The organism is Pelodictyon luteolum DSM 273 (assembly GCF_000012485.1).
GTDB classification, from domain to species: Bacteria; Bacteroidota; Chlorobiia; order Chlorobiales; family Chlorobiaceae; genus Chlorobium; species Chlorobium luteolum.
This window is the reverse complement of the sequence record NC_007512.1, coordinates 160,610-184,179: the sequence shown is the minus strand read 5'-3', so window position 1 is coordinate 184,179 and position 23,570 is coordinate 160,610. Positions and strand designations below refer to the sequence as shown.

Here is a 23,570-nt window from a genome sequence, read left to right as displayed (position 1 = left end):
TAAGAACTGTCCTCAGAACCTGAAATGTGCGAATGCCTTGTTGGCGTCGGCCATACGGTGGACCTCATCGCGCTTCTTCACCGATGCACCCTGCTCGGAAGCTGCATCCATAAGCTCTGCAGCCAGCTTCTCGGCCATCGAACGGCCGCCGCGCTTGGTTGCATACTGCTTCAGCCAGCGGAACGCAAGAGCCCCCCTGCGTGAAGGCTTGACTTCCATCGGGATCTGGTATGTTGCGCCACCGACCCGCTTGCTGCGAACCTCGACTACCGGAGCAATGTTGGACATCGCACGACGGTAAACTTCAAGCGGATTCTCGTCGACCATTTTCTCGCCGATGATTGCGAACGCGTCGTAGACGATCTTGGTTGCAACATCCTTCTTGCCATCAAGCATCACTGCATTGATGAAGCGCGCGACACTCTCGTCATTGTAACGGTGATCGACCTGCACACCTTTATAGCCACCTTTTTTCGACATGATTCCTAACTGGATTTAGATTCGATTGTATCCCTTACTTCTTCGCTGCGACAGCTTTCGGCTGTTTGGCGCCGTACTTCGAACGACTCTGCTTCCTATCCGAAACACCCGAGGTATCGAGCGTACCGCGAACGATATGATAGCGGACACCGGGAAGATCCTTCACCCTGCCACCACGAATCAGGACAATGGAATGCTCCTGAAGGTTATGGCCCTCGCCGGGGATATAGGCTGTCACTTCAATTTTATTCGAGAGCCTTACACGGGCAACCTTGCGCAGCGCCGAGTTAGGCTTTTTCGGCGTCGTCGTGTACACACGGGTGCACACACCCCGCTTCTGCGGGCATTTCTCAAGCGCCGGTGAGGCTGTTTTTGACACTTTCACACTTCTTCCGTGCCTGATAAGCTGCTGAATCGTCGGCATACTGTGACTCTCTTTCTATTTAAAAACCGCTAATGATACTGTTGCCTGGCATAAAAATCCATAAGGACCACCAATGTAAGCGATTTACAAAAAAAAACAAAACTGAAAAGATCATTTTTCATGATGAAAAATATTTACTCAATCAGCCGCTAAAAACCGCTCGAGTCGTTGTCCTGCAGGGCGCCGAGAGGAGTTCATCGAAAAATGGGCGGGGGATGCATTCAGGGAGAGGTCAGAAAAAAGGCGCGGACCTTCGGAATCCTCGACCTTTTTATGCTCAGACCGGCAGCAAAAGGGCAATGGCCTTCACCATCTCGGAGAGCACCTCTCTTTCAGAGTGGCGGGCGAACAGCTCGGATGAAGGGGTCGGTGCAGGACTGCCGCCAATAACGCCCGAAAGGCTGCAGAGCATATCCCTGATGGCTGCAGGGTTACCCGGAGAGGCATGGAGTCCTCCGGCGTCTTCAGCAAAACGGGTTGCGACGCCCTCCGGGGCAACAGCGAAAACCGGCTTTCCGATGAAGACTGCGTCAATGAGCCGATCCGGCAGCCAAAGCCCGAAAGACTCGTGGCTCCCACTCACTACACCAACGGCAGAGGCCGTGCGGACGAGCTGGAGCTCCTCCTCTTCCGAGGCCGTGCAGCTGAGCGTCAGGTCGCCCTCGACGCCGGCCTTGCGGAGCATCTTCGGCACCATATCGCCGGATGCATCAACGATTGTCGCTCCGCTGAAGGCTGCGCCTCCCGGACACTCCTTCATAACGGCCGCGAGCGCCTGAATAAATGCCTTCGCCCCTTTTTCATCCGCACGCTCAATGATGAAAAGCGGCCGCGAATGGGCGGAAAGGGATGGCGGAGCCGCAGCCGGGACGAGAGGACCGCAATCGGCGATTATGGTGATGTCGTCATGCGAGACCTTCCCGAAATGCTTCCGCAGGAAATGCTCTTTCAATGCCCTGGTCGGGGTAATGACGCCGTAGCCAGAGCAGAGCACTTTCTGCTCAAGCTTAAACAGCTCATCGGAACGCAGGTCACCAAGCCGAGACCAGGGACGGGGCGCGTCGAGGGGGGCAGTGAGGTCGAATATGACCGGCACGCCATGACGGAGAGAAAGCTCAAGGCCCAGGCGGATGGGTGCCGAGGGCGGTCCCTGCGCATAGATGGCCTCGATGTCGGGATTCTCCTTCATCACCTCTGCGGCAACAACCGCAGCCTGTTTTTCCCATAGCGCACAGGGATGCGCATCCCTGAAGATTGAGGGAAGCATACCCGAAAGACGGCCGCCCTGCACAATCCGCTCTCCACGGGCAAACGCCGCGAGGGTGCATTCATCTACACCTCCGAGCGCAACAGCCTCACCCGATCGGTAGACACGGACGGGACCCGGCTCCTTCATGCTCTCCGCCAGGGCATCTTCCCCACCCGTCTTTACGAACAGGGGGGGAGCAACCACCACGGGCTGCCAGCCGTAACCGGGAAGGCGCGACGCCATCCGGAAAGCACGCGAGGAGCCATCAGTCATGTACGGGGGGTAGCTTACAGCAAGGAACAGGATCTTTTTCACGTCTCTTTCATCGTTGGCGGTACACTTGCGGCAGGAATCCTGAGGCACCGGTTACAGAGTAACTTCAAATACAATATAGCACATCGTCCATTACGACCGCCTCGCGAACCGGGAGGGCAGGCCGGAAATCGCCATAAGAAATGCCAGCCCGAATGCCCCGTAGGACACATTCCGGGCCGTCTCGAAGCCGGTACGGTCGTAATGGAACCTGACCCTCCGGGTGCCGCCCTGGAGGACGACACCCCGGAGCAGCCCGTTCACGGCTTCGATCACAGCCGGCTTTCCGTCAACCTCCGCCTTCCAGCGAAGCGGATAGTTGATTTCGCTCTGGACAAGAAGCGCCTCCCCTTCGGACGAAACCTCGATGAGGGAAGACTCGGCAGTGCGGTCGAGGATCTTCACCGAAGCAGGTGCGAACGTGCGTCCGGCGATCGGGGATGAAGGGCTTACAAATACCGTACCCGGAGTGATGCCAGGAGACTCCAGTCCGGAGATGACCGCATCCAGGCCGTCCGCACGTTCAGCCTTCAATGCTGCCCATGCCCTCGGAAGTGAACCCTGAAGCCGGTATACATGAACCCGTGCCGGACCGGACGCAAGCCGCAGCTCCCCTTCCATTGCCGGCTCAAGCAGAGGATGAAGGACTGGCTGCAGGCTGAGGACATAGCGGACATTGAGCATCCTGAGGACTGCGGGGCTCGCAAGATTGCCTGTTTGTGCAAGCAGCTCCTCATACCGACTGAACTTTGCCGGGTGGTAGCCCCCGACCGACTCTATGCCGAACACCGCAAACTTGTTTTCCCCGAACAGGCTGCCGGCAGGATAGATGCGGAAGGTACCCGGTTGGCGTGCAAGCCAGAGCGTGACCTCGTCGGGAGCGAACGCCGGCCGGACGGCATCCTCTGGCACGAGGGATGCGGAACGGAGAGAGGATGGCGAAGGATACACCACCTGCACGCTGCACCAGAGGAGATCGCCGAGCGCAAGGGCTCCAAGAAGCAGCACGGCGGCCCTGAAAGGAATGAAGCGCTTCAGTCCGAGCCAGAGAAGAAGCAGCGCGGTGCCAAAGAGGGCGCCGAGGAGAAGCGCGCCGTTCTCGATCCCCTGAATGCGGACCCGGTTGACCATCAGGGCTAAATCGAAGTTCGAGACAGCGGGCACAGGAAAAAGCGAACGGAGCCATCCCTCAAGTGCGCCGCCGGCCGCGAGTGCAATGAGGAGCATGGCGGCAAATGCGAGCGAAGCATAGCGCAGGGGTCTGTGGAGGCTTTCGGTACGGGACCCTAAGAGCGTACCCAGACCTGCTGCGGCTAGGCCCGCAATCGAAAGATAGAGCATCAGAAGAGCCATCGACGGCACCCTGAACCGACTGAAGAGCGGTGCTGCATAATAGAACAGGTCGAACACCGGGGAAAAGAAACTTCCGAAAGAGAGGAACATGGAGAGGAGCGCAGCAATGATGAAAAATCGCACAAAAGGCTCCCGCCGGCCGGCGTATGCACCGATGAATGCAAAAAGCAGGACAATGATGCCCGCATAGTTCGGGAAGTCGGTGAAGGGCATGAAGCCCCAGTAGGTGATACCCCCGAACCCGAACATGCCCGGCACGATGAAGGTCAACAGCTCGATGGGGTGCATCGACCAGAGGGTTGCATACTCCATGGCCGACCCCCCTCCTCCGCCTGCCATACCCCGAACCGAGAAGGGCGCATAGGCTGACGCCGGCAGGTAGATCGCCGCCGACATGGCCACACCGCAGGAAAGCCCGAGGACAATGAGTCCGAGGGGGCGGAACTTCTCCCGGAGCGGAGCCTTCAGCGTCACGAACAGAAACAGTGCGAGGATGGCAAAGAGCAGCCAGGAATACCAGGCCACCTGCACATGGGCACGCTGGAGCTGGAAGCCCGCAATGAGGGCAAGAACGCCTGCATCCTCAAGCTTCGAATGCTGCACCACCCGCATGAGCGCCCAGAGCATCCAGGGCATGTATGCCGCCGTCATCAGCTGGCTGCCGTGGCCATGGACCAGCATGGCTGAGAGATAAGGATTCAGCATGAACGCCGCGCCGCCGAAAAACGATGCCGGAGGCTCCAGACCCGCCCTCCGGAGAAACAGGAATGTTCCGAGCCCGGCAAAAACCAGATGCAGGAGCTGCAGCTGCATGCCCCCTAGACTGAAGAGGGAAAACAGCACATTGGGAAAATAGAGCCCGCTGAGGTAGCTGAAGGCTCCGACTGTCGGCATCCCGGAAAACACCCACGGCTGCCATAGCGGATACTGGCCCGAGGCTTCCTGCAGTTGACTGAGCGCAAGGGCGGTAGCGCCGGGCACCAGACTGTCCGGGACCGCGGGGACATAGGAAAGAATTGCCACCGGCCAGTACATTGCGATAGCAAGGAAAGTGTAGCCGAACGTAGCGGCAATCAATGGAACGATCCTGTTTTTCAAGCCTCTTGGATATCTGAAAAGCATTGCGGCGGTCAGCGGCCCCTCCCGATGAGGAAACCTGCACGTAAAATAATCTCCCGGTCCTCCTCTTCCAACCCGAGAATCAGCAAAACCCCCATATAGACTGCAACTGCGGCCCCTGCGGCAACGGCAAGAAGTGCGGGAAAGGGCAGCGTCAGGAGCCACCCGCGACTAATGATAAGCAGCATGCCCGCGGCCGACCCCGCGACAAACGGCTTCAGGAGGGGACGGGAAAATGGGTGCAGGCCGAGGAGCAGGCGGACCTCGACAAGCCTCGCCAGAGCCAGCACGCCGAATACTATGAGGCCGGCAGAGGCTGCGCCCTCGATCCCCATCCGGGGGATCAGGAGAAGGTTCAGCGCGACCTGCAGGGTCAGGGCTGAAAGTGCATTCAGGAGGCTGAGGCGGGAGTGCCCGGCCATGGCGAGCAGCGTAGCGGAGATCCCGAACAGCGCCTGGAGGAATGCCCCCGCCGTCAGCAGCCCGAGCACGGGTGCTGCCTTGGTGAAATGTGCTCCGAACACAGAGAGCACCGGAGCGGGAAACAGCAGGAACAGCAGAACCGGCGGCACGACAACCGTCACCATCCAGCGCGTGACGAGCTGGTACATGCGTTCCAGTTCGCCTGTACTCCCTGCCGCATGGAGTTCTGCGAACATCGGCGCCGCCATACCGGCAAAGGCCGGAAGCACAGCCCTGATGAGGCCGGCGGTCCGTGCCGCGGGGTGGTAGAGACCCACCGTCCCGGGATCTGTCAGCATACCGAGCATGACAATATCAAGCCAGTGGGCTGTCATGCTGAGCAGCGACACAAGAAGAAACGGCATCGCATATGAGAGGACAGAGCGTTCGAACGGTGCCCTGCGCCAGTCTCCCGGCTCCATCCCGGTAAGGTCGCTGAGCCGGGGCCTGATCCAGAAAAACGCCGAAGCTGCCGAGAGGGCGAAGGGAAAGAGCAGTGCAGCCTCCCGTCCTGAGGAGGCGTTGAGGAGCAACGTGAAAGAGAGGAGCAGCAGAGGGCTCAGCACCTGGGTGGCGATGATTTTCGGCTCTATGCGCCCCGCCGCCTGCATGGCGTGACCGTAGAGCATGGTGGCGGCATTGAACGGCACCGCAGCAGCATAGCAGGCGATGGCCAGCTGGAGCATCCTGCCGCCGTTGAGCATACCGGCAAGGCTGCCGGCAAGGAGCTCAAGCAGCAGCATGACCGCAAGGGAGAGGAAGAACCCGGTTTTCAGCACAAATCCGATGAGCCGGCGCCTCCGGACGGGATCATTACGGTGCATGCCCGAAAAACGGAGCAGAGCAGAATCCAGGCCGGCGAGAGCCGCCACCTCGGCAATCTGAATCACGGCCATCGCGAGCGCATAGGTTCCGAGAGCATCGGCGCCGAGCAGACGGGCCACAGCAAGACTGAACATGAAACGAACCGCCTGACCGATGATGTATCCGCCAAAAGAGAACCCCGCGCCAGCAGCTATCGCAAGACTTCTGCTCACAGCGTCCCCTCCCCTGAAGTCCGCAGAAGTTCGTCCACCATGGCGGCAGCAATCGTGTCCCAGCTATGGCTGCGCGCAAACTTCTGGCGAAGCTCCCGCCGGCTGTCCCCGAGTGCCAGAGGGACCATCCTGACGAACTCTTCTTCCGTTTCGGCGACCATCACCACCTCGCGGGCATCATAGACGGCATCACAGTAGTTGATGGCGAGCACCGGCACGCCGGCGGCAGCATATTCGTACAGTTTGTTAGGGTTTGATGCCCGTTTGAGCGGGCTCCGCTCAAGCGGCAGCAGCGCAAGATCGAAACGCTGCACCCAGGCGGGAAGCTCTTTGTACCCCACCAGGCCGGCATAGGTGACGTTCCCTGCGGCCCGAAGCGCGTTCTGGCGCTCCCACCACCCCCGTTCATAGGCGGGCCCGACCAGCACGATACGGCAGTCCGGCCATGCTGCCGCAGTCCGCACAAGAAGCGGGACATCAAGCCAGTCCATGGCACCGGCATACCCGAGAATGGGTCCGCCCGTGCCGGCGAGCAATGCAGGAACAACCGTCCGGGGGGTCGCAAAATGACTGAACTCCACACCGTTGCCAAGCTCGATGACCTTCGTTCCAGAGGACAGCTGAAGACGCTTTGTCATAGTCCGGCTGACACTGAAAACCAGCTGTGAACAGTCAAGCCAGCGTTTGAGCTCCGGATTCAGCCAGGAAGGAGTCCCGGGAAAGGCGAGATGGTCGTCGTTGGCATCGTAGAATCGAAGGCTGCTCTGGAGACGAGAGGCAGGACCCGCCGCGTAGAGGTTGCTCAGTCCGATGATGCGCCGGCGACCGCCGAACCCCAGAAAGGATATCCAGAAACGCATCAGCAGCAGGCCGGGAAGGCCTGCAAGCATGCGAATGGCAGATACATCGAGCAGCCGGCCGATCTGAAACGGGACCCGTTTGAGAAATGGAACACAGATAACCCACACCCGGCCCCGTCGAACCGGCAGCCAGTGGTTCCGGCGGCCGAGTGTAAATGGCTCGATGAAGAGGATTTTCCAGTGTTCAGGGAACCGGGCAAGAAGCCGCTGCTTCCGGGTAGAAAGAAAATCCCACTGCACCTCGGAAAACCACACCAGGCGCCTCAAGGCTTCCGGCTTCCGCTCCACTCCTGACTGCGGCTGCTGATCCATCACACGCCACCCCCCCGGACTGCGGCTGCTGATTCCCACTGGACTTCGGCTGTTGTTTCTCTCTGGACTTCGGCTGTTGTTTCTCTCTGGACTTCGGCTGTTGTTTCTCTCTGGACTTCGGCTGTTGTTTCTCTCTGGACTTCGGCTGTTGTTTCTCTCTGGACTTCGGCTGTTGATAATTCATACACCTGCACCCGTTCAAAAAAGAAGCGCAGGAGCGGCTTGAAGCCACTGAGGTAGAAGAGCGGGCGGCGGATACGGAATTCCGCACTCCGCTCCACCCTGAAGCCGGACCGCCCAAACAGGGCGAGTGCGGCTGTGCGGCTCATTTCATGAAAATGCTCGGGACTCCTTAGCAGCTCCGGCTGACGAAGCGGCATGGAAACGAACAGGCGCGCCGCGGAACCCGCCATCACCTTTTTCACCTCAAGCAGTGCGTGCAGAGGGTTGAACAGGTGCTCCAGCACCTCAAATGCGGTCACCACCCCGTAGCAGCCAGAAAGCGATCCTTCGTCAAGGTCCACCCTGCTCGAGTCGAATGTAAAGCCGAACAGCGCTTCGGCGAGCTCAGTCATCGGGGTCCGGTCACCCAGATCGAGCCCGGAAGGATGGAGCCCGGCAGGAACCCGCCACTTCTCAAGAAACCGCACACTCTTCTCCCACCGCACCCGGTGGGCTTCTTCAGCAAGATATCGTCCGTCAATACTGGTTCTGAACATCCTTGCAGCACTCATACCGCCCCCCCTTCTTCCCTGCATCGTGTTGAATGAAGAACCTCGGTCACGCTGAGCGCTGCCATGGAAGCAGCCCCCCGGACAAGACGAAATGGTTCCAGAAGCAGGAACATCAGCATACCCATCCACGAACCATGCTTCCGGAGCAGGCGCAGGATCCCCTTCGATCGAAGCCAAAGCTTCCTGAGGGGGCGCCCTCTATAGGAGGCCGATACCCGGTGCAGGACCACTGAAGAGGGTTCGTACTCGATGCTGAGGCCGAGTTGCCGGACACGGAGTGAGAGATCGACATCTTCGGCGTACATGCCGAACCCTTCGTCGAAGCCGCCGACAGCCCTAAAATCCCGTGTGCGCATGGCAAAGCAGCAGCCCGTTGCATAACCGGTATGGCCGGGCCGGCTGTAACCGGGGCCGTCATTCCGCCGGATCCCCGTGTGTTGCACAAGACCGCAACCCAGATTGACCTCGCCGCCGGCATACCAGATGGTGCCCGGCCTGTCGGCGTAGAGGATCTTCGGAACCGCCATCCCCGCCGTCGGATCTTCGGAGAGCACCAGCAGGAGCGCCATTGCAAACGACGGGTCCACCAGTGTGTCGTTGTTCAGAAAGATCATCGTCCTGGCACCAAGCTCCTCCGCACGGCGGAACCCCGCATTGCACCCGGCACCGTAACCGATGTTCAATGGCAGTTCCAGGACCTCCGTCCCCGGGCAGGCACTGCGGATCCGCGCGGCTGATCCGTCATCGGAGCCGTTGTCGACGACCAGCACCATGCAGGCAGACGAGCGAACCGGCTCGAGCGAACGCAGGCATCTGATGGTATCGTCAGCGCCGTTCCAGTTGACCACCACGATGCAGGCAGGACTGTTCATCGGCCGTCCTCGGCTGCAGCTCTGAGAAAAACCGCCACTGCATCGGCGAACTCCGCCCATGAGATGGTCCAGCTTCCTGCCAGAATCCGCTGCCCGCCGCCGGGAGCGTCAAGAAACGCTTTGATCGCACGGGCTATTCCTGCTGCGGAACACTCGTCGGCAACGACGCCTCCCGACCCGGGAGGAACGGCTTCGGGCAGCGATCCTGCAGGAGTGACGATAAGCGGCAGACCGCATCCGCGGGCAAGCCCCGCAACGCCCGACTGCGTTGCACTCCGGTAGGGAAGCACCAAGGCATCAGCCGCCGCGAAATACAGCACGCTCCTCTCCGGCTGGACGTACCCGGGATGCAGTGTGACCCGATCCTCGATGCCCAGTCTCGAAACCATCGCCCGGTATGGCTCCAGCGGTTCATAGAACTCTCCGGCAACAACCAGGTGGAGGTCGGTGCATGCATGGAGAAGTGCGAGCGATTCAAGCAGCAGGTCGAGCCCCTTGTAACGGCGGACGTAGCCGAAAAACAGGAGCAGATGACCGTCCGGCTTGAGCCCCAGAGCCCGGCGCGCTTCCTCTGGCGGAGGAAGTTCTGCTGCCGGAAGGTAGTCGGGATGGCTAAGCAGCAGGCGAGGCATGGAGGGCAGGTACGCTGCCACATCCCGGTCGACGGTCGGTGACAGGGTAATGACCCGGTCAGCCGAACGCTTGAGGATGCGCCGCATCAGTGGCTCGAAGAAAAAAGATTCGTGGGAGGAAAGATTATGGAGGAGAAGCACGGTCCTGAGACCTGTCAGTCGGCGGAGCACGAAACAGAGCGGCGCGAGAAAGCCCGCCCAGTAGGCAATCAGCACAACGTCGGGACGAAGGCGTCGGAGCATGATGGCAGTCCTGACCCATGTAAGCGGATTGTAAAGGACAAGGAGGGCATCCTGCGGGAAGCTGGTCGCGGAGGGAGCTGCGGCACGGCCGCGGAGAATGAATCGTGGATAGAGGGAACGGAACCCGATGTGGAGCGGCTTGTGGCCCGCGGCGCTGAGTGCCTGGGAGAGTTCAGCGGTGAAACGGGAAATGCCCCCCTTCAGCGGAGGAAAGGGGCTGACGAGGGCGATCTGCAGCTGCTTCAATGAACCTCCCCGGAGACACGTTGGCTACTGTTCCCCAAACCCCTGTTCGAAAAACTCGACAAGCTGGCGGGCGGCTTCATCGGCATCTTCGCCGGCAAGCTTAAGGGTAAGCTTGGTCCCCTTCGGAGCGGCCAGGCTCATGACGCCGATGATCGACTTGGCGTTGATTTCAACGCCCTGCATCTCGATGAAAAAATCAGCCTTGAAGCGTGATGCAAGCTTGACGACCGCGGCAGCAGGTCTGGTATGCAGCCCCGCCCTGTTTTTTACTATGACTTCATGGACAATCACTGCAGGCTACTGTTTGTTGTTGACGGAACCAGTGTTTTCATCATGGCGATTTCGTCGCACGCCATCAGCTTCGGGCAGTGGGTGCAGTCACGCCATATCTTCTGCGGAAAATACTCTTTTTCAACCTCACTATACCCGAGACGGAGAAAAAACTGACGGCTGAGGGTCAGAACGAACACTTCAGGCACTCCTTCATCCCGAAGAATGGATTCAGCTTTTTCAACAAGCTGGCGGCCGGTTCCCTTCAGCTTCCAGCGGCTGAGCACGGCAAGCGAGCGAATCTCGGCCAGCGTCGGCGTATAGAAGGCAATGGCGCAGCACCCTATGACCTCGCCGCCGTACTCGGCAACAAAAAAGTTGCGGATATTCTCAATGATGTTCTCCAGAGGGCGCTCAAGCATAATGCCCTCGCCGGCATACTCCTTCGTCAGCGCGGCAATTGCCGAGGCGTCATCAAGCGTGGCGCTGCGGACCGTGATTTCAGCCTGCGTCATGGCGTACCGCCGTCTCCTTCCCCCTCCGGGTCCGATGATTCCTCGGGCCGGTCACGCATCGAAACTTCACGCCAGAGTTCGTCCTTGAGCTCCTTCAGCCCCATTCCGGCAACGCTTGAAATCGCAAGAACATGAACCTCGTCACCGGGCGCGGGAAGGGTGAAATCTTCGGGTGCGATATCCATCTTTGTGACCACAAGAATCCTTGGCTTTTCGTCAAGGCCGCGACCGAACTTCTCCAGTTCGCCGACCAGTGTCTGGTACTCGGCCTCAACATCTTCTGCATCAGCCGATACCAGAACGGCAAGAATCTTGGTTCTTTCAATATGGCGGAGAAACTGCAGTCCCAGCCCCCTGCCCTCTGCCGCGCCCTCGATGATGCCGGGAATGTCAGCCATCACAAATGACTTGTACTCCTCGTAGCGGACGATGCCGAGGTTCGGCACGAGCGTCGTGAACGGGTAGTCGGCAATCTTCGGACGGGCGGCGCTGAGCACCGATATAAGAGTGGACTTGCCTGCATTGGGAAAACCGACAAGACCCACATCGGCCATCAGTTTCAACTCCATGTCAAGCTGCAGCTCCTCACCCTTCCAGCCCGGCTCGGAACGTCGGGGAGCCTGATTGGTGGATGTTGCAAAATGCTGGTTCCCCCGTCCTCCGTGACCGCCGCGGGCAATCATCACCTCTTCTCCATCCCCGGTCATGTCAGCCAGTAACTCCTGGGTTGCGGCGTTGCGCACCAGCGTACCGCACGGCACGTCAATGTAGATGTCGGCCCCTTTCCGGCCTGATTTTCGGGAGCCCTGCCCATGGGATCCGCGGGGGGCGAGATACTTCTTCCTGTACTTGAAATCCAGAAGCGTCGTCAAGTGGCTGTTCGTCCGCAGCCAGACGTTTCCGCCGTTTCCGCCGTCGCCGCCGTCGGGACCGCCCTTCGGCACGAACTTCTCGCGGCGGAAGCTTACACAGCCCCTACCACCCTCGCCGGCCTGAACAAATATGGATGCGCTATCAACAAACTTCAACGATACACCTACCTTTTTGAAATACTCTTGCTCTTTACCTATTATGAGTGGAACTTCAATTCAGAACACCGCCGCCATATGGCCGAAACCTCAGCAAAAAAAACATCGATCGAGTCCCTCATAAGCCGCCTCGAAGAGATCACCCGCACCATGGAAACCCCCGATACCGGGCTGGAGCGCTCGATTGCCCTCTATGAAGAGGGAATCGCGATTGCAGAACAGTGCAAAAAGAGACTGCAGCAAGCGCGGGCCAAAATCGAAGTCATCAACCCCGACACGGCGCCGTCCCGTCCTGAAGCCGGTCAACCAAAAGGGCTGTTCGACTTGGAACCCTGAACCGGTCTACCCCTCCAGCTTCCGTTGCAGGACCTCATTGACCACTTTCGGGTTCGCCTTGCCTTTCATACGCGCCATGCACTGGCCCACGAAAAAGCCGAACAGCTTCACTTTGCCCTCGCGGTAGCCCGCCAGCTGGTCAGGGTTTGCCGCAAGGATTTCATCGACCACCCGTTCGATCTCGCCGGTGTCCGAAACCTGCGCGAGTCCTTCACGCTGAACAATTTCCTCCGCCGACGCCTCCGACTGCTGCATCAGCTCGAATACCTGTTTGGCAATCGTATTGCTGATTGCGCCTGAGCCGATGAGCTTGATGAGCCCGCCGAGCCGGGAGGGCGCAACAGAGAAAGCGGTGATGTCGAGATACTTTTCCTTCAGGGTCCGCATCACTTCTCCCATGACCCAGTTCGAGGATACTTTTCCGTCCCCGGCAACCTCGACGACCGCCTCAAAATAGTCGGCCATCTCTCGCTCGACAGTCAGGACAGCGGCATCATAAACCGGAATGCCGTACTGCTCCACGAATCGGGAGGCACGGGCTTCAGGGAACTCCGGCAGCTCAAGGCGTATACGCCTGAGCATCTCATCGTCCACCAGCACCGGCACGAGATCCGGATCGGGGAAGTAACGATAGTCATGTGCAAACTCCTTGCCGCGCATCGAACGGGTCTCGCCCTTATCGGCATCCCAGAGCCGGGTCTCCTGTACGATGGTGCCTCCCTCCTCCAGAATTCCCCGATGGCGTTCAGCCTCGAATTCGATGGCCTTCTCGACGTTCTTGAAGGAGTTCATGTTCTTGATCTCGGTGCGGGTACCGTACTCCTCATCCCCGACCGGCCGGAGGGAGACGTTGGCATCGCAGCGCAGGCTGCCCTCCTCCATATTGCCGTCGGAAATGCCGAGGTACTTTACGATCTGGCGCAGCTTCTGCAGGTAGGTCGAAGCCTCCTTTGCAGTCCGGATATCGGGGTAGCTGACGATCTCCAGCAGGGGCACCCCGCAACGGTTGACGTCGATGTAGGTGTCGTCGCCGATATCATGGATGGACTTCCCCGCATCCTCTTCGATGTGTATCCTTATCAGCCGAATCAGCTTCTCACCCTCTCCGGCGTCGACCATCAGGTGCCCCTCGATACAGATGGGCTCCTCGAACTGGGAGATCTGATATCCCTTCGGGAGATCGGGATAGAAATAGTTTTTGCGGGCCAGGACAGAATGGGGGGCGATGGCGCAACCGGTTGCAAGGCCGAGCTTCACAGCATCCTCCACCACACGGCGGTTGAGTACCGGCAGCGCCCCGGGAAGGGCAAGGCAGACCGGACAGACGTTGCTGTTGGCCGGCTTGCCGAACTGTGCCGAGCAACTGCAGAAAGCCTTGCTTGCGGTATTGAGCTGACAGTGAACCTCCAGGCCCACGACTAATTCATACTTCATGATACGCTTGACATTCGGGCTTTTCAGCCCGATGTTGTTAATATTGGGATGCGCCCTGATCTGCCTTCTCAAGCGGCGTGTCGTCATAGGGACGCGACTCCTCATAAGGCTTTGCCACTGAGGACGACGCCGCACCGGGATAAGGCTGGAGCGGAGTGACATCCTGCTGGGCGGGAGCAGGGACTGCTGCAGGGGCAGCGGACTGCTGCAGGGGGTCATAGGAGAATTTCTGCCCGCCTACGGTGGCATCGGCCATGACGCCGGCTTTGGGGAGAACGAAGAGAGCTACGCCGTCCGAGTAATCCGCATTCGTCGCAATGCCCGAAGTCACAACCACGGCCGTCATCTGGGCGTTGATCTCGAAATTGCCCTGTTTGAAATCCTCGAGGGCTTTCCGGTCCTTGAAGAAGATGACCTCCGTGAAGGACTGCCCGCCGAACTGCGGACCCACATTCAGCTGCGTGATGGTGGAACGGCCAACCAGCCGACCATACTCATAGACATAACCACGGCCATGGCCGCCGCCGAACAGGAACAGGCCGCCCTTGTATACATCAGGGAATACCGCATAGCCATAGGCTTTGGAAAAAAATCTTTCCAGCGAAGGATCATGTTTTTTCAGGTAGGCGACAGCGCTCCGCCCCTTCTCTGCCTCATCAGGGTCCCAACCCGCATGTGCCGCTCCGCCAACCGTTCCGAGCAGGAACAGGGCAAGAAGGGCCATCTTCATCATTTTCATCATATCTGTTGATTTTTTTTGTGTTGCAATAAAACCAAACGGCCTCAAACATACAATAACGATACAACCTCTAATATACGATTTCCCTGCAACAAATTAACGGGCGCTGCCAGCCTCAAGTTCGCGCTTCAGGGCCTCCCGCTCGATTTCCAGGCGGCGGATCTCCCGGTTGAGCCGATCGAGCTCTTCCGGGCTGCTGTCGATTTCCAGCCGGAGGCGCGAGGAGGCCTCGTCGATGAGATCGATTGCCTTGTCCGGCAGGAACCGGTCGGAAATGTAGCGGTTCGAAAGTTCCGCGGCCGCCACGATTGCTGCATCCTTGATGCGCACCCCGTGGTGGATTTCGTACTTCTCCTTGAGGCCGCGAAGGATTGAGACCGTATCCTCGACGCTCGGCTGGTCGACCACCACCGTCTGGAACCGCCGTTCGAGGGCAGCATCCTTCTCAATGTGCTTCCTGTACTCATCGAGCGTCGTGGCACCGATGCAGCGAAGTTCTCCGCGGGCGAGGGCGGGTTTCAGGATGTTGGCCGCGTCCATCGAGCCTTCCGCAGACCCGGCTCCCACCAGAAGGTGTATCTCGTCGATGAAGAGGATGACCTCGCCGTCGGCAGCCTGCACTTCGCGCACCACGGCCTTCAGGCGGTCTTCAAACTCACCGCGGAACTTCGCTCCGGCGACCAGCTGGGCGATGTCGAGCGCGGCAATCTGCTTGCTTTTCAGGTTTTCCGGCACGTCGCCAGCCACGATCCGCTGGGCGATACCCTCAACGATGGCCGTCTTGCCCACACCGGGCTCACCGATCAGCACAGGGTTGTTCTTCGTCCGGCGGCTGAGAATCTGCAGCACCCTGCGGATCTCCTCATCGCGCCCGATCACCGGATCGAGCTTGCCTTTCCGGGCCTGGTCGTTCAGGTTCCGTGAATACTTCTTCAGTGAATTGTATGTCTCCTCGGCACTCTGGCTCGTAACCCGCTGGGTGCCACGGATGGAGGCCAGCACCTTGAGGATGGCATCGCGAGTGACGCCGGCATCCGTCAGCAGACGAGAGGCCGTCGCTCCGGTTTCGCTCATCGCGATGAGAAGGTGCTCCGAGCTGATGTACTCGTCCTTCAGCCCCTCGGCCTCTTTCAGGGCGGCGTCAAACACTTTTCCGAGGTTCTGCGACATGTACTGGCCCGATGCCGAGGCGCCGGTGACTTTCGCCATCCGCTCAAGTTCGCGGTCAAGCGCGGCGGCAAGGGTTTCAGGTGATACTTCCAGCTTCTGGGCTATCTGGACGGCAATACCCTGCCGGTCGTCAAGCATGGCCAGAAGCAGATGCTCCGGTTCAACCTGCTGGTGCTGGCGGCTGGATGCCGATGAAGCAGCCGCTTGAAGGGCCTCCTGGGCCTTGATGGTGAATCTGTTAGGATCAAACTGCATGGTTCTTCAAGATTTATGGTTCATGTAGCCTCATCTTGTATAACAATGTAAACGCAATAAAAGTTATCCCTGCAACCGGTCGTACGGGAGGGCAAAAAAATAGCCGCGGGGCCATAATGGATCCGCGGCTGGAATGACGCGCACTATTCCCCGCAGATGCGGGTGCTGTTGCTCAGGACCGCGGCGCAGCCTGTTCGGCAGGAGGCTTCGGCCAGTTCTTGACTACCGCACCGGCCACGACCCGAAGGATTTCGCTGCCGGTCGAGAGCAGCTCGGAACCCTTTTCAACAATGCGGCTCTGGGTCTCAACCTGATCCTTGAAGAAATCAACGCTCGCAGGGTCGTAATCTCCCCCGGATACATATTCGTCGATCACCCGCTCAGCCTCGCTGTAGGGAAGGCTCAACACCTTTACGCCGAGCTTTGCCCGTTCGATGGGATCAAGAATCTTCTTTGCGCTGTTCTGCTGTTCCATGGCTGGTACGGTTTATGGTCTCTGGGAGTCTACCTTAAAAAAGAAAATGTAACATTTTTTACGACCGCAGCCTCATCGGGGCCGGTAGAGGTGCCGGAATCCGAAGAGCAGGAGGGCGACGCCGAGGAGAAGCGCCGGCCATGTGTAGATGCCGGGGATATAAAACAGGCCGTTGAGGAAACCTACTTCCGGAGACAGAAGCAGAATAAGATCCGCACCCGCAAGAATGAGCAGAACATTGAGGATACCGATCTTCACCCGGGGTTTGCCATTGCTATTGCCGCCCTGTTTGTTAGCTTTCTGCATATCACTTGAAAAAAAATTAGCCCTGGATGATAATACTCGGCCTGGAAACCAGCTGTGACGAAACCTCTGGCGCAGTCCTTGTCGATGGGGAGGTACGCTCTAACGTCGTCAGTTCGCAACTCTGCCACAAAGGGTTCGGCGGCGTCGTTCCCGAACTGGCCTCAAGGGAGCATGAACGGCTCATCGTTCCGATCACCGAAGCCGCCCTCGCCGAAGCAAATATAACAAAAAAGGATATCGATGTCATAGCCGCCACCGCCGGACCGGGACTCATCGGTGCTGTGATGGTGGGACTCTCTTTCGCCCAGTCGATGGCCTGGGCACTCGGCGTGCCGTTCGTGGCGGTCAACCATGTCGAAGCCCATATGTTCTCTCCGTTCATCGACCAAGAGACTGCCGGCGGAGGTCCAATAGGGCCGTTCATCTCGCTCACGGTATCGGGTGGACATACGCTGCTGGCCATCGTCCGGGAGGATCTCACCTACCGGATCATCGGCCGCACCCTCGACGATGCGGCCGGAGAAGCCTTTGACAAGACCGGCAAGATGCTCGGACTCCCCTATCCGGCAGGACCGGCCATCGACCGGCTCGCCAAAGAGGGCGATGCCGGCTTCCACCGGTTCCCGCGGGCGCTCACAAGTCAGTCGCAGACCAGCAGAAGCTACCGCGACAACTTCGACTTCAGCTTTTCCGGTCTGAAAACATCCGTCCTCACCTGGCTCAGGAGCCAGAAAGAGGAGTTCATCCACGAGCACCGGGCAGACATTGCGGCATCCATCCAGGATGCAATCGTCGGCGTGCTCGTCGAAAAAGCGGTCGGAGCAGCACGCCGCCACAACATCGGGGCCATCGCCGTTGCCGGCGGCGTGAGCGCCAACTCGGAACTCCGACGAGCCATGGATGCGGCCTGCCGGAAGCACGGCATTGCGCTCTTCATCCCTTCAGCGACCTACTCGACAGACAACGCCGCCATGATTGCGACGCTCGCCGGACTGAAACTCTCCCGTGGGCTCCAGCCCCTCTGCCGGTACGACACGGCACCCTTTGCATCGTTCAGTGCGGCAGGGAACTAATCCGTGATTGAAATAGTTCGGCAAATGCATTACATTTCAGACCAATTCAACCGACTACTGAAGCTTACTGCCTTTTCATAATACTACAGAATAACGCTCCCATGCACGACCTCATCCAGACCATACTCCTCTTCGCTCCTCCCACGCAGGGAGGCCCGGCACCAAACCCGCTTGTCCAGCTCGTTCCGCTCGTCCTCATCTTCGTCGTTTTCTACTTCTTCATGATCCGGCCGCAGCAGAAAAAGCAGAAAGACCGTGAGAAAGTGCTGGAGAGCCTCAAGCGCGGCGACAGGGTTGTAACCATCGGCGGCATCCATGGAACCGTAGCAGGCATCGACACTGAGAAAAAAACTGTCCTCGTGCAGGTCTCCGAGAACACGAAAATCAAGTTCGACCGTTCGGCGGTGGCCAACATCGAGAAACAGGAATCTGGCGACAAACTTACGACCGGAGAATAACAGGCACATGCAGTCAACACCAGCAGTATTGGTATTGGAAAACGGGTCCGTCTACAGAGGGACTGCGTTCGGCCAAGCAGGCGAAGCTGCCGGCGAGGTAGTGTTCAATACGTCGCACACCGGCTACCAGGAAATCCTCACCGACCCCTCCTATGCGGGCCAGATGGTCGTCATGACCTACCCCCTCATCGGCAACTACGGCATCACTCCCGATGACAACGAATCATCAAGGGTTTGGGCTCGGGCATTCATCGTCCGCGAAGTCTCGAACGTCTACAGCAACTTCGAAGCATCCACGAGCCTCGACGACACCCTGAAGAAGGCGGGAGTGATCGGACTGTCGGGCATAGACACCCGCAAACTGGTCCGTGAGATCAGGGAAAAGGGCGCCATGCGGGGTGTAATCTCGACCATTGATACCGACGAAGCCAGCCTGAAGGACAAGGCCCTTGCGATCCCTGAAATGACCGGGCTGGATCTGGTGAAAACCGTCACCACGGACAAGAACTACACGCTAGAAACACCCGGAGCCCGCTTTCATGTAGCTGCCTTTGACTACGGCATCAAGACGAACATCCTGCGTCTGCTCCAGAACGCTGGATGCCGGGTGACGGTCCTCAAGGCCGGAACCACGGCAGATGAGGTGATTGCGCTCAATCCAGACGGCGTCTTCCTCTCGAACGGGCCCGGCGACCCGGCCGCGGTGGACTATGCCATCGACACAATCCGCACGCTGGCCGAATACAGCCGGACAACCCGGCCGCTCCCGATCTTCGGCATCTGCCTCGGGCACCAGCTTCTCGCCCTGGCGCTCGGAGCGGACACATACAAGCTCAAGTTCGGACATCACGGAAGCAACCATCCGGTGAAGAACATGGCCTCGAAGCGCATCGAGATCACTTCGCAGAACCACGGGTTCGCCGTCGGCATGGACTCGCTCCCGGAATCGGTCGAGATGACACATCTCAACCTTTATGACCAGACCATCGAGGGCATCCGGCACTCAGAGCTCCCCTGCTTTTCGGTGCAGTACCACCCCGAAGCCGCACCGGGCCCGCACGACTCACATTACCTCTTCGACGAGTTCACCGCCATGATGGAGAGGGCGAAAAACTGACCGGAATGAAAAAAAGACTCTTCACCCCCGGGCCGACCCCGGTGCCTGAAAACGTCATGCTCAGCATGGCAGCCCCCATAATCCACCACAGGAATCCGGAGTTCATGGAGATCCTCCAGCGGGTCCATGAAAACCTCAAGTACCTGTTCCAGACGACCCAGCCGGTCGTGGTACTCAGCTGCTCGGGAACTGGCGGCATGGAATCCGCCATTTCCAGCATCTTCAGGGAAGGCGACAAGGTCATCGCCATCAACGCAGGCAAGTTCGGGGAACGTTGGGGAGAGCTCGTACGGCTCTACACCGGCGGCTGCATCGAGGAAACCGTACCATGGGGCCGGGCAATCGAACCCGGCCGGCTGAAGGAGCTCCTCAGAGAGCACCCCGATGCAAAAGGCGTCTGCCTCACCCACTCGGAAACATCCACCGGCACCGCAGCAGACATCCGGGCGCTCAGCGCCGTCATCCGCGAAGAGTCGGACGCGCTCGTGCTCGTCGATGGCATCACCGCAATCGGCGCCCATGAGTTCCATTTCGATGACTGGGGCATCGACATCTGCATCACCGGATCACAGAAGGGACTGATGATGCCTCCCGGTCTGGCGCTCATAGCCGTCTCGGAACGGGCACAGGACGTCATCAATGCAGCGGAAGACTCGGCGAAAAACTTCTATCTGAGCCTCGCCAAAGCCCTCAAGGCGCACTCCGGTGACGATACCCCGTTCACGCCCGCCGTATCGCTGGTAATCGGCCTCGACGAAGCACTCAAGATGATACGCCAGGAGGGCATCGAAACCACATGGGCACGGCACGAAAGCCTTGCGGCGGCATGCAGGGCCGGTTGCACGGCACTCGGCATGGAGCTCTTCAGCACTTCGCCATCGTTCGCCGTTACGCCGGTATGGCTCCCTGAAGGGGTTGAGTGGAACGCTTTCAACAAGGCTCTCAAGTACAGCAATGGCATCACTGTGGCCGCCGGTCAGGATGACTACAAAGGAAAGATCTTCCGCATCTCCCACCTCGGATACTACGATGAACTCGATATGCTCACTATCGTCGGAGCCATGGAGCGGGCGCTGAAGGAAATCGGCTACTGCTTCCCGGTCGGTGCAGGCGTAACGGCCGTCCAACAGGCATTCCTCGGCCGCTGAGGGTGCAGTATCGGGCAAAGAAGCCCGGTCTTATTACCCCATGGGTACACTGAAAAAGGTACTGCTCGTATTCATTCCCACCCGGAGCGGCGTTGACGGAGCCCGCTCCATCTACGCAGAGCGGGAGCAGAGCCTGCCTGCCAGAATGCTCGCCCGACCGCTCCGCACGCTGATAAGGAAAAGTCCCTTCTCCATCCCCCCGCTTTCACTGATGATCCTTGCATCCATACGGGTTGAGGGCGTCGAACAGACTATCTGCGACCTTCGCTTGGAGCTGTTTCCCGACCATGTGGAATGGGACCTCATCGGCATAAGCGTGCAGACGGGCACAGCATCGGAAGCGTTCGAACTGGCCGACAGGCTAAGGAGCCAAGGCACTCTGGTGGCGCTCGGAGGACCTCATGTCACTATGTTTCCTGAGGCATCGGCCCGGCACGCCGACCTCATCGTCGAGGGAGAAGCCGATGACCTCTGGCGGCGGGTGCTGACCGATCTGCGGCAGGGGACGCTCGGGAAAACGTATCGACAGGAAGAACGCCCCGATCTTTCCCTGCCGAGGCCGGTCTTCAAGGAACACCTCGATGCCGGCCGCTACTTCACGACCAACCTCATCCAGACCAGCAGGGGGTGCCCCCACAACTGCGACTTCTGCAATGTGCATGTGCTTAACGGCCACAGGCTCCGCCAACGCCCTATCGAGGAGATCGTCGGGGAGGTTGCACGCTTCAGAGAACATGACGGGAGAATATTCTTCTTCGTCGACGACTCCATCAATGCCGATCCCGATTACGCCGAAGAACTTTTCAGGCGCCTCACCACGCTCCGGATCACCTGGTTCGGCCAGGCCACGACAGCACTCGGCATGCAGCAGAGCCTGCTCGAAACCTTCGCCCGTTCAGGTTGCAGCGCCCTCCTTGTCGGCATTGAAAGCGTAGAGCCTGCAAGCAGGAAGGCACACCATAAGAACCAGAGCCGGAGCGATGAACTGGTACAGTCCGTCAGAAACATCCGCAGCGCCGGCATCAGCCTTTACGGGAGTTTCATCTACGGCCTGGACGGCGACACGCTGGAAACACCGGCGGCGATCCTTGACTTCATCAACCAGACGGAACTTGACGTACCGGGCATCAACATCCTCCGTCCGACACCCGGCACCCAGCTCTTCCTTCGCCTCAGGGAAGAAGGGCGCCTCCTCTTCGATCCCGATGACCCGGCGGCCTTCCGCTACACCTTCGGCCAGGAGATGCTCTATCGACCCAAACAGATACCGCTCGACCGATTCATTGAAAGCTACGGGGAGCTCACGAGCAGGATATTCACCGTACCGGCATCACTCAAGCGAGCCATCTCAGCCCCATCGGCCAAAACGGCAGTCGGCATCTTCAACCTCTTCTACACTCACCTCTACAGCCTGTCGCGCCATGACCTCAAGCGGCAGGCCGGTCAATTCCACCAAAAAAACCATTTTGCCATCCGGTGAATAATTCATAAACTGTACCTTTGCAATTTTACGGCGCTGCCTGCCGGAGCCGCCCGAATCGGCAGCCACAACATCAAACCAGCACACGGAGACGACCATGAAAAAATTCCTTCCCCTTCTGACCCTCGGCCTGTTTTTCCTCGGCGGATGCGGCCTTGAGAAACCCCCGGCAACACTTGAGTTCCCCGGTGAAGAAACTGAAGCCGAAGTGGCCGCACCGGCAGCCGAAGAAGCACCCGTAGATCCTAAGCTCGCAGCTGGCAAAGAAATCTATACGGCCAACTGCGCAATGTGCCATGACTCCGCCATGATGGGCGCACCCAAACCCGGCGACAAAGCCGCATGGGAAGCACGTGTTGCACAGGGACTCGACGTCATGGTCAAGAAATCGATCGAAGGCTTCGCCGGAATGCCGGCAAAAGGCGGCAACCCGAACCTCACCGATGAAGAGGTCGCCAACACCGTGGCATGGATGACCGACACCGTCAAGTAAGAAACCCATCCATAAAAGATGCACAAACAGGGAGCTGCCGGATAGGCGGCTCCTTTTTTGCAAATGGAGCCGAAACTGTTTGGAAGGATGGCTCCGAAATGCTAAAATAACCCGATTGAGCAGATCAGCATATGCTCATACAGACGAAACCAGTAACCACCAATATTTCAAGGGAGAAACCGCTATGTCTCGTTTCCTTACCGCAGCCTTCTGCGTACTGATCGCCGCATCGTTCACCGTGGACGCCAATGCCGCTTATAATGCAGCCGCAGGCAAAGCCGTCTATGACGGAAGCTGCGCCATGTGCCATAACACAGGCATGGCTGGTGCGCCGAAAGCCGGTGATAAGACTGCATGGGCTTCCCGCATAGGCCAGGGCGTCGACAAGATGGCCGCCAAATCAATCGCGGGCTTCAAGGGCACCAAAGGAATGATGCCAGCCAAAGGCGGCAACGCGAAACTCACCAACGTGGAAGTCGGCAATGCCGTCGCCTACATGGTGCAGCTGAGCAAGTAACACTCCGGCACTCTACTATTGAAGCCTATGAGAGGGCGGGGTGATTCCCGCCCTCTCTTTTTTTGGGTAAAATGGAGGCTGGAGCGTATCTTTCTGCGGCACCCCGGAAAGCATCGGGGCATCACCATGACACAGAGGAAAAGCTCCATATGCACCAATCCGAATACATCGGCTACGCTGCAGGCATAATCACCACGCTGGCGCTGTTTCCGCAGGCGATCAAAATCCTCTCAACCCGCCATACCCGGGACATCAGCCTCATCTGGGCGCTCGCCATGAATGCCGGCATCATTCTCTGGCTCCTCTACGGCATCGCACAAAATGACCTGCCGATGATCGCGGCCAACGGCTGCTCCCTCATTCTCCTCATGATCATCCTCCTGCTCAAGCTCAGGTACGGATAAACAACCACTAGACGATA

General features: G+C 58.9%; 26 protein-coding genes. 9 read left to right on the top strand and 17 right to left on the bottom strand.

Annotated features, from left to right (window positions below; all coding sequences use genetic code 11):
* Positions 1-12: 12 nt before the first annotated feature.
* The 12 genes from rpsG to obgE all read right to left on the bottom strand — a co-directional run bounded on the left by rpsG (position 13) and on the right by obgE (position 12,148).
* Positions 13-480, bottom strand: a complete 468-nt coding sequence (rpsG, locus tag PLUT_RS00930; protein ID WP_011356942.1) for a 30S ribosomal protein S7 — start codon at positions 478-480, stop codon at positions 13-15.
* Between the two features lie 34 nt (positions 481-514).
* Positions 515-904: a 30S ribosomal protein S12 gene (rpsL, locus tag PLUT_RS00925; protein ID WP_011356941.1), complete on the bottom strand. Its 390-nt coding sequence runs from the start codon at positions 902-904 to the stop codon at positions 515-517.
* Positions 905-1,181: 277 nt separating this feature from the next.
* Entirely contained in the window at positions 1,182-2,468 is a 1,287-nt protein-coding gene (locus PLUT_RS00920) for a hypothetical protein (protein ID WP_157858110.1), read from the bottom strand.
* Between the two features lie 90 nt (positions 2,469-2,558).
* The gene (locus PLUT_RS00915) at positions 2,559-4,916 is read right to left on the bottom strand and encodes a hypothetical protein (RefSeq protein WP_041463972.1); all 2,358 of its coding nucleotides are present in this window, start codon (positions 4,914-4,916) and stop codon (positions 2,559-2,561) included.
* A gap of 32 nt (positions 4,917-4,948) precedes the next feature.
* Positions 4,949-6,436 (bottom strand): oligosaccharide flippase family protein, encoded by a 1,488-nt coding sequence (locus PLUT_RS00910; RefSeq protein ID WP_011356938.1) that lies wholly within the window; start codon positions 6,434-6,436, stop codon positions 4,949-4,951.
* The gene (locus PLUT_RS00905) at positions 6,433-7,608 is read right to left on the bottom strand and encodes a glycosyltransferase family protein (protein WP_011356937.1); all 1,176 of its coding nucleotides are present in this window, start codon (positions 7,606-7,608) and stop codon (positions 6,433-6,435) included. Before PLUT_RS00905 ends, PLUT_RS00910 begins: the two co-directional genes overlap by 4 nt.
* Positions 7,608-8,342 carry a hypothetical protein gene (locus PLUT_RS00900; protein WP_011356936.1) on the bottom strand — a complete coding sequence of 245 codons (735 nt, stop codon included), beginning with the start codon at positions 8,340-8,342 and terminating at the stop codon, positions 7,608-7,610. Before PLUT_RS00900 ends, PLUT_RS00905 begins: the two co-directional genes overlap by 1 nt.
* Complete coding sequence (locus tag PLUT_RS00895) at positions 8,339-9,214, bottom strand: glycosyltransferase family 2 protein (RefSeq protein WP_011356935.1); 876 nt, start codon at positions 9,212-9,214, stop codon at positions 8,339-8,341. Before PLUT_RS00895 ends, PLUT_RS00900 begins: the two co-directional genes overlap by 4 nt.
* On the bottom strand, positions 9,211-10,335 hold the full coding sequence (locus PLUT_RS00890; RefSeq protein ID WP_011356934.1) for a glycosyltransferase: 1,125 nt from the start codon (positions 10,333-10,335) through the stop codon (positions 9,211-9,213). The genes PLUT_RS00895 and PLUT_RS00890 overlap by 4 nt, the downstream gene beginning before the upstream one ends.
* Positions 10,336-10,359: 24 nt before the next feature.
* A complete protein-coding gene (locus PLUT_RS00885) occupies positions 10,360-10,626 on the bottom strand; it encodes an HPr family phosphocarrier protein (protein WP_011356933.1) in 267 nt (88 codons plus the stop codon).
* Complete coding sequence (locus tag PLUT_RS00880; RefSeq protein WP_011356932.1) at positions 10,623-11,120, bottom strand: N-acetyltransferase; 498 nt, start codon at positions 11,118-11,120, stop codon at positions 10,623-10,625. Before PLUT_RS00880 ends, PLUT_RS00885 begins: the two co-directional genes overlap by 4 nt.
* Positions 11,117-12,148, bottom strand: coding sequence for a GTPase ObgE (gene obgE / locus PLUT_RS00875; RefSeq protein WP_011356931.1), 1,032 nt, complete (start codon positions 12,146-12,148; stop codon positions 11,117-11,119). The genes PLUT_RS00880 and obgE overlap by 4 nt, the downstream gene beginning before the upstream one ends.
* A gap of 78 nt (positions 12,149-12,226) precedes the next feature.
* On the opposite strand from obgE, the gene xseB reads away from it, so the two are divergent.
* A complete protein-coding gene (gene xseB, locus PLUT_RS00870; protein WP_041463967.1) occupies positions 12,227-12,484 on the top strand; it encodes an exodeoxyribonuclease VII small subunit in 258 nt (85 codons plus the stop codon).
* Positions 12,485-12,490: 6 nt separating this feature from the next.
* On the opposite strand, the gene gatB is transcribed toward xseB, so the two are convergent.
* The 5 genes from gatB to PLUT_RS00845 all read right to left on the bottom strand — a co-directional run bounded on the left by gatB (position 12,491) and on the right by PLUT_RS00845 (position 16,863).
* Positions 12,491-13,918: an Asp-tRNA(Asn)/Glu-tRNA(Gln) amidotransferase subunit GatB gene (gene gatB / locus PLUT_RS00865; protein WP_011356929.1), complete on the bottom strand. Its 1,428-nt coding sequence runs from the start codon at positions 13,916-13,918 to the stop codon at positions 12,491-12,493.
* A gap of 37 nt (positions 13,919-13,955) precedes the next feature.
* Positions 13,956-14,660, bottom strand: a complete 705-nt coding sequence (locus PLUT_RS00860; protein WP_011356928.1) for a YSC84-related protein — start codon at positions 14,658-14,660, stop codon at positions 13,956-13,958.
* A 93-nt stretch (positions 14,661-14,753) separates the two neighbouring features.
* Positions 14,754-16,082: a Clp protease N-terminal domain-containing protein gene (locus PLUT_RS00855; RefSeq protein ID WP_011356927.1), complete on the bottom strand. Its 1,329-nt coding sequence runs from the start codon at positions 16,080-16,082 to the stop codon at positions 14,754-14,756.
* Between the two features lie 172 nt (positions 16,083-16,254).
* Positions 16,255-16,557 carry a hypothetical protein gene (locus PLUT_RS00850; RefSeq protein ID WP_011356926.1) on the bottom strand — a complete coding sequence of 101 codons (303 nt, stop codon included), beginning with the start codon at positions 16,555-16,557 and terminating at the stop codon, positions 16,255-16,257.
* Positions 16,558-16,629: 72 nt separating this feature from the next.
* Positions 16,630-16,863: a hypothetical protein gene (locus PLUT_RS00845; protein WP_011356925.1), complete on the bottom strand. Its 234-nt coding sequence runs from the start codon at positions 16,861-16,863 to the stop codon at positions 16,630-16,632.
* A gap of 26 nt (positions 16,864-16,889) precedes the next feature.
* Here PLUT_RS00845 and tsaD point away from each other — a divergent pair, with 26 nt between their 5' ends.
* The 8 genes from tsaD to PLUT_RS00805 all read left to right on the top strand — a co-directional run bounded on the left by tsaD (position 16,890) and on the right by PLUT_RS00805 (position 23,553).
* On the top strand, positions 16,890-17,936 hold the full coding sequence (tsaD, locus tag PLUT_RS00840; protein ID WP_011356924.1) for a tRNA (adenosine(37)-N6)-threonylcarbamoyltransferase complex transferase subunit TsaD: 1,047 nt from the start codon (positions 16,890-16,892) through the stop codon (positions 17,934-17,936).
* Between the two features lie 101 nt (positions 17,937-18,037).
* Positions 18,038-18,394, top strand: a complete 357-nt coding sequence (yajC, locus tag PLUT_RS00835) for a preprotein translocase subunit YajC (RefSeq protein ID WP_011356923.1) — start codon at positions 18,038-18,040, stop codon at positions 18,392-18,394.
* Between the two features lie 7 nt (positions 18,395-18,401).
* On the top strand, positions 18,402-19,511 hold the full coding sequence (gene carA, locus PLUT_RS00830) for a glutamine-hydrolyzing carbamoyl-phosphate synthase small subunit (RefSeq protein ID WP_011356922.1): 1,110 nt from the start codon (positions 18,402-18,404) through the stop codon (positions 19,509-19,511).
* 5 nt (positions 19,512-19,516) lie between these two features.
* Positions 19,517-20,659 (top strand): pyridoxal-phosphate-dependent aminotransferase family protein, encoded by a 1,143-nt coding sequence (locus PLUT_RS00825; protein ID WP_011356921.1) that lies wholly within the window; start codon positions 19,517-19,519, stop codon positions 20,657-20,659.
* A gap of 40 nt (positions 20,660-20,699) precedes the next feature.
* Complete coding sequence (locus PLUT_RS00820) at positions 20,700-22,139, top strand: B12-binding domain-containing radical SAM protein (RefSeq protein ID WP_011356920.1); 1,440 nt, start codon at positions 20,700-20,702, stop codon at positions 22,137-22,139.
* A 97-nt stretch (positions 22,140-22,236) separates the two neighbouring features.
* A complete protein-coding gene (locus tag PLUT_RS00815) occupies positions 22,237-22,632 on the top strand; it encodes a c-type cytochrome (protein WP_011356919.1) in 396 nt (131 codons plus the stop codon).
* Between the two features lie 184 nt (positions 22,633-22,816).
* Positions 22,817-23,149: a c-type cytochrome gene (locus PLUT_RS00810; protein WP_011356918.1), complete on the top strand. Its 333-nt coding sequence runs from the start codon at positions 22,817-22,819 to the stop codon at positions 23,147-23,149.
* 149 nt (positions 23,150-23,298) lie between these two features.
* Entirely contained in the window at positions 23,299-23,553 is a 255-nt protein-coding gene (locus tag PLUT_RS00805) for a SemiSWEET family sugar transporter (protein WP_011356917.1), read from the top strand.
* The last annotated feature ends 17 nt before the right edge of the window (positions 23,554-23,570 follow it).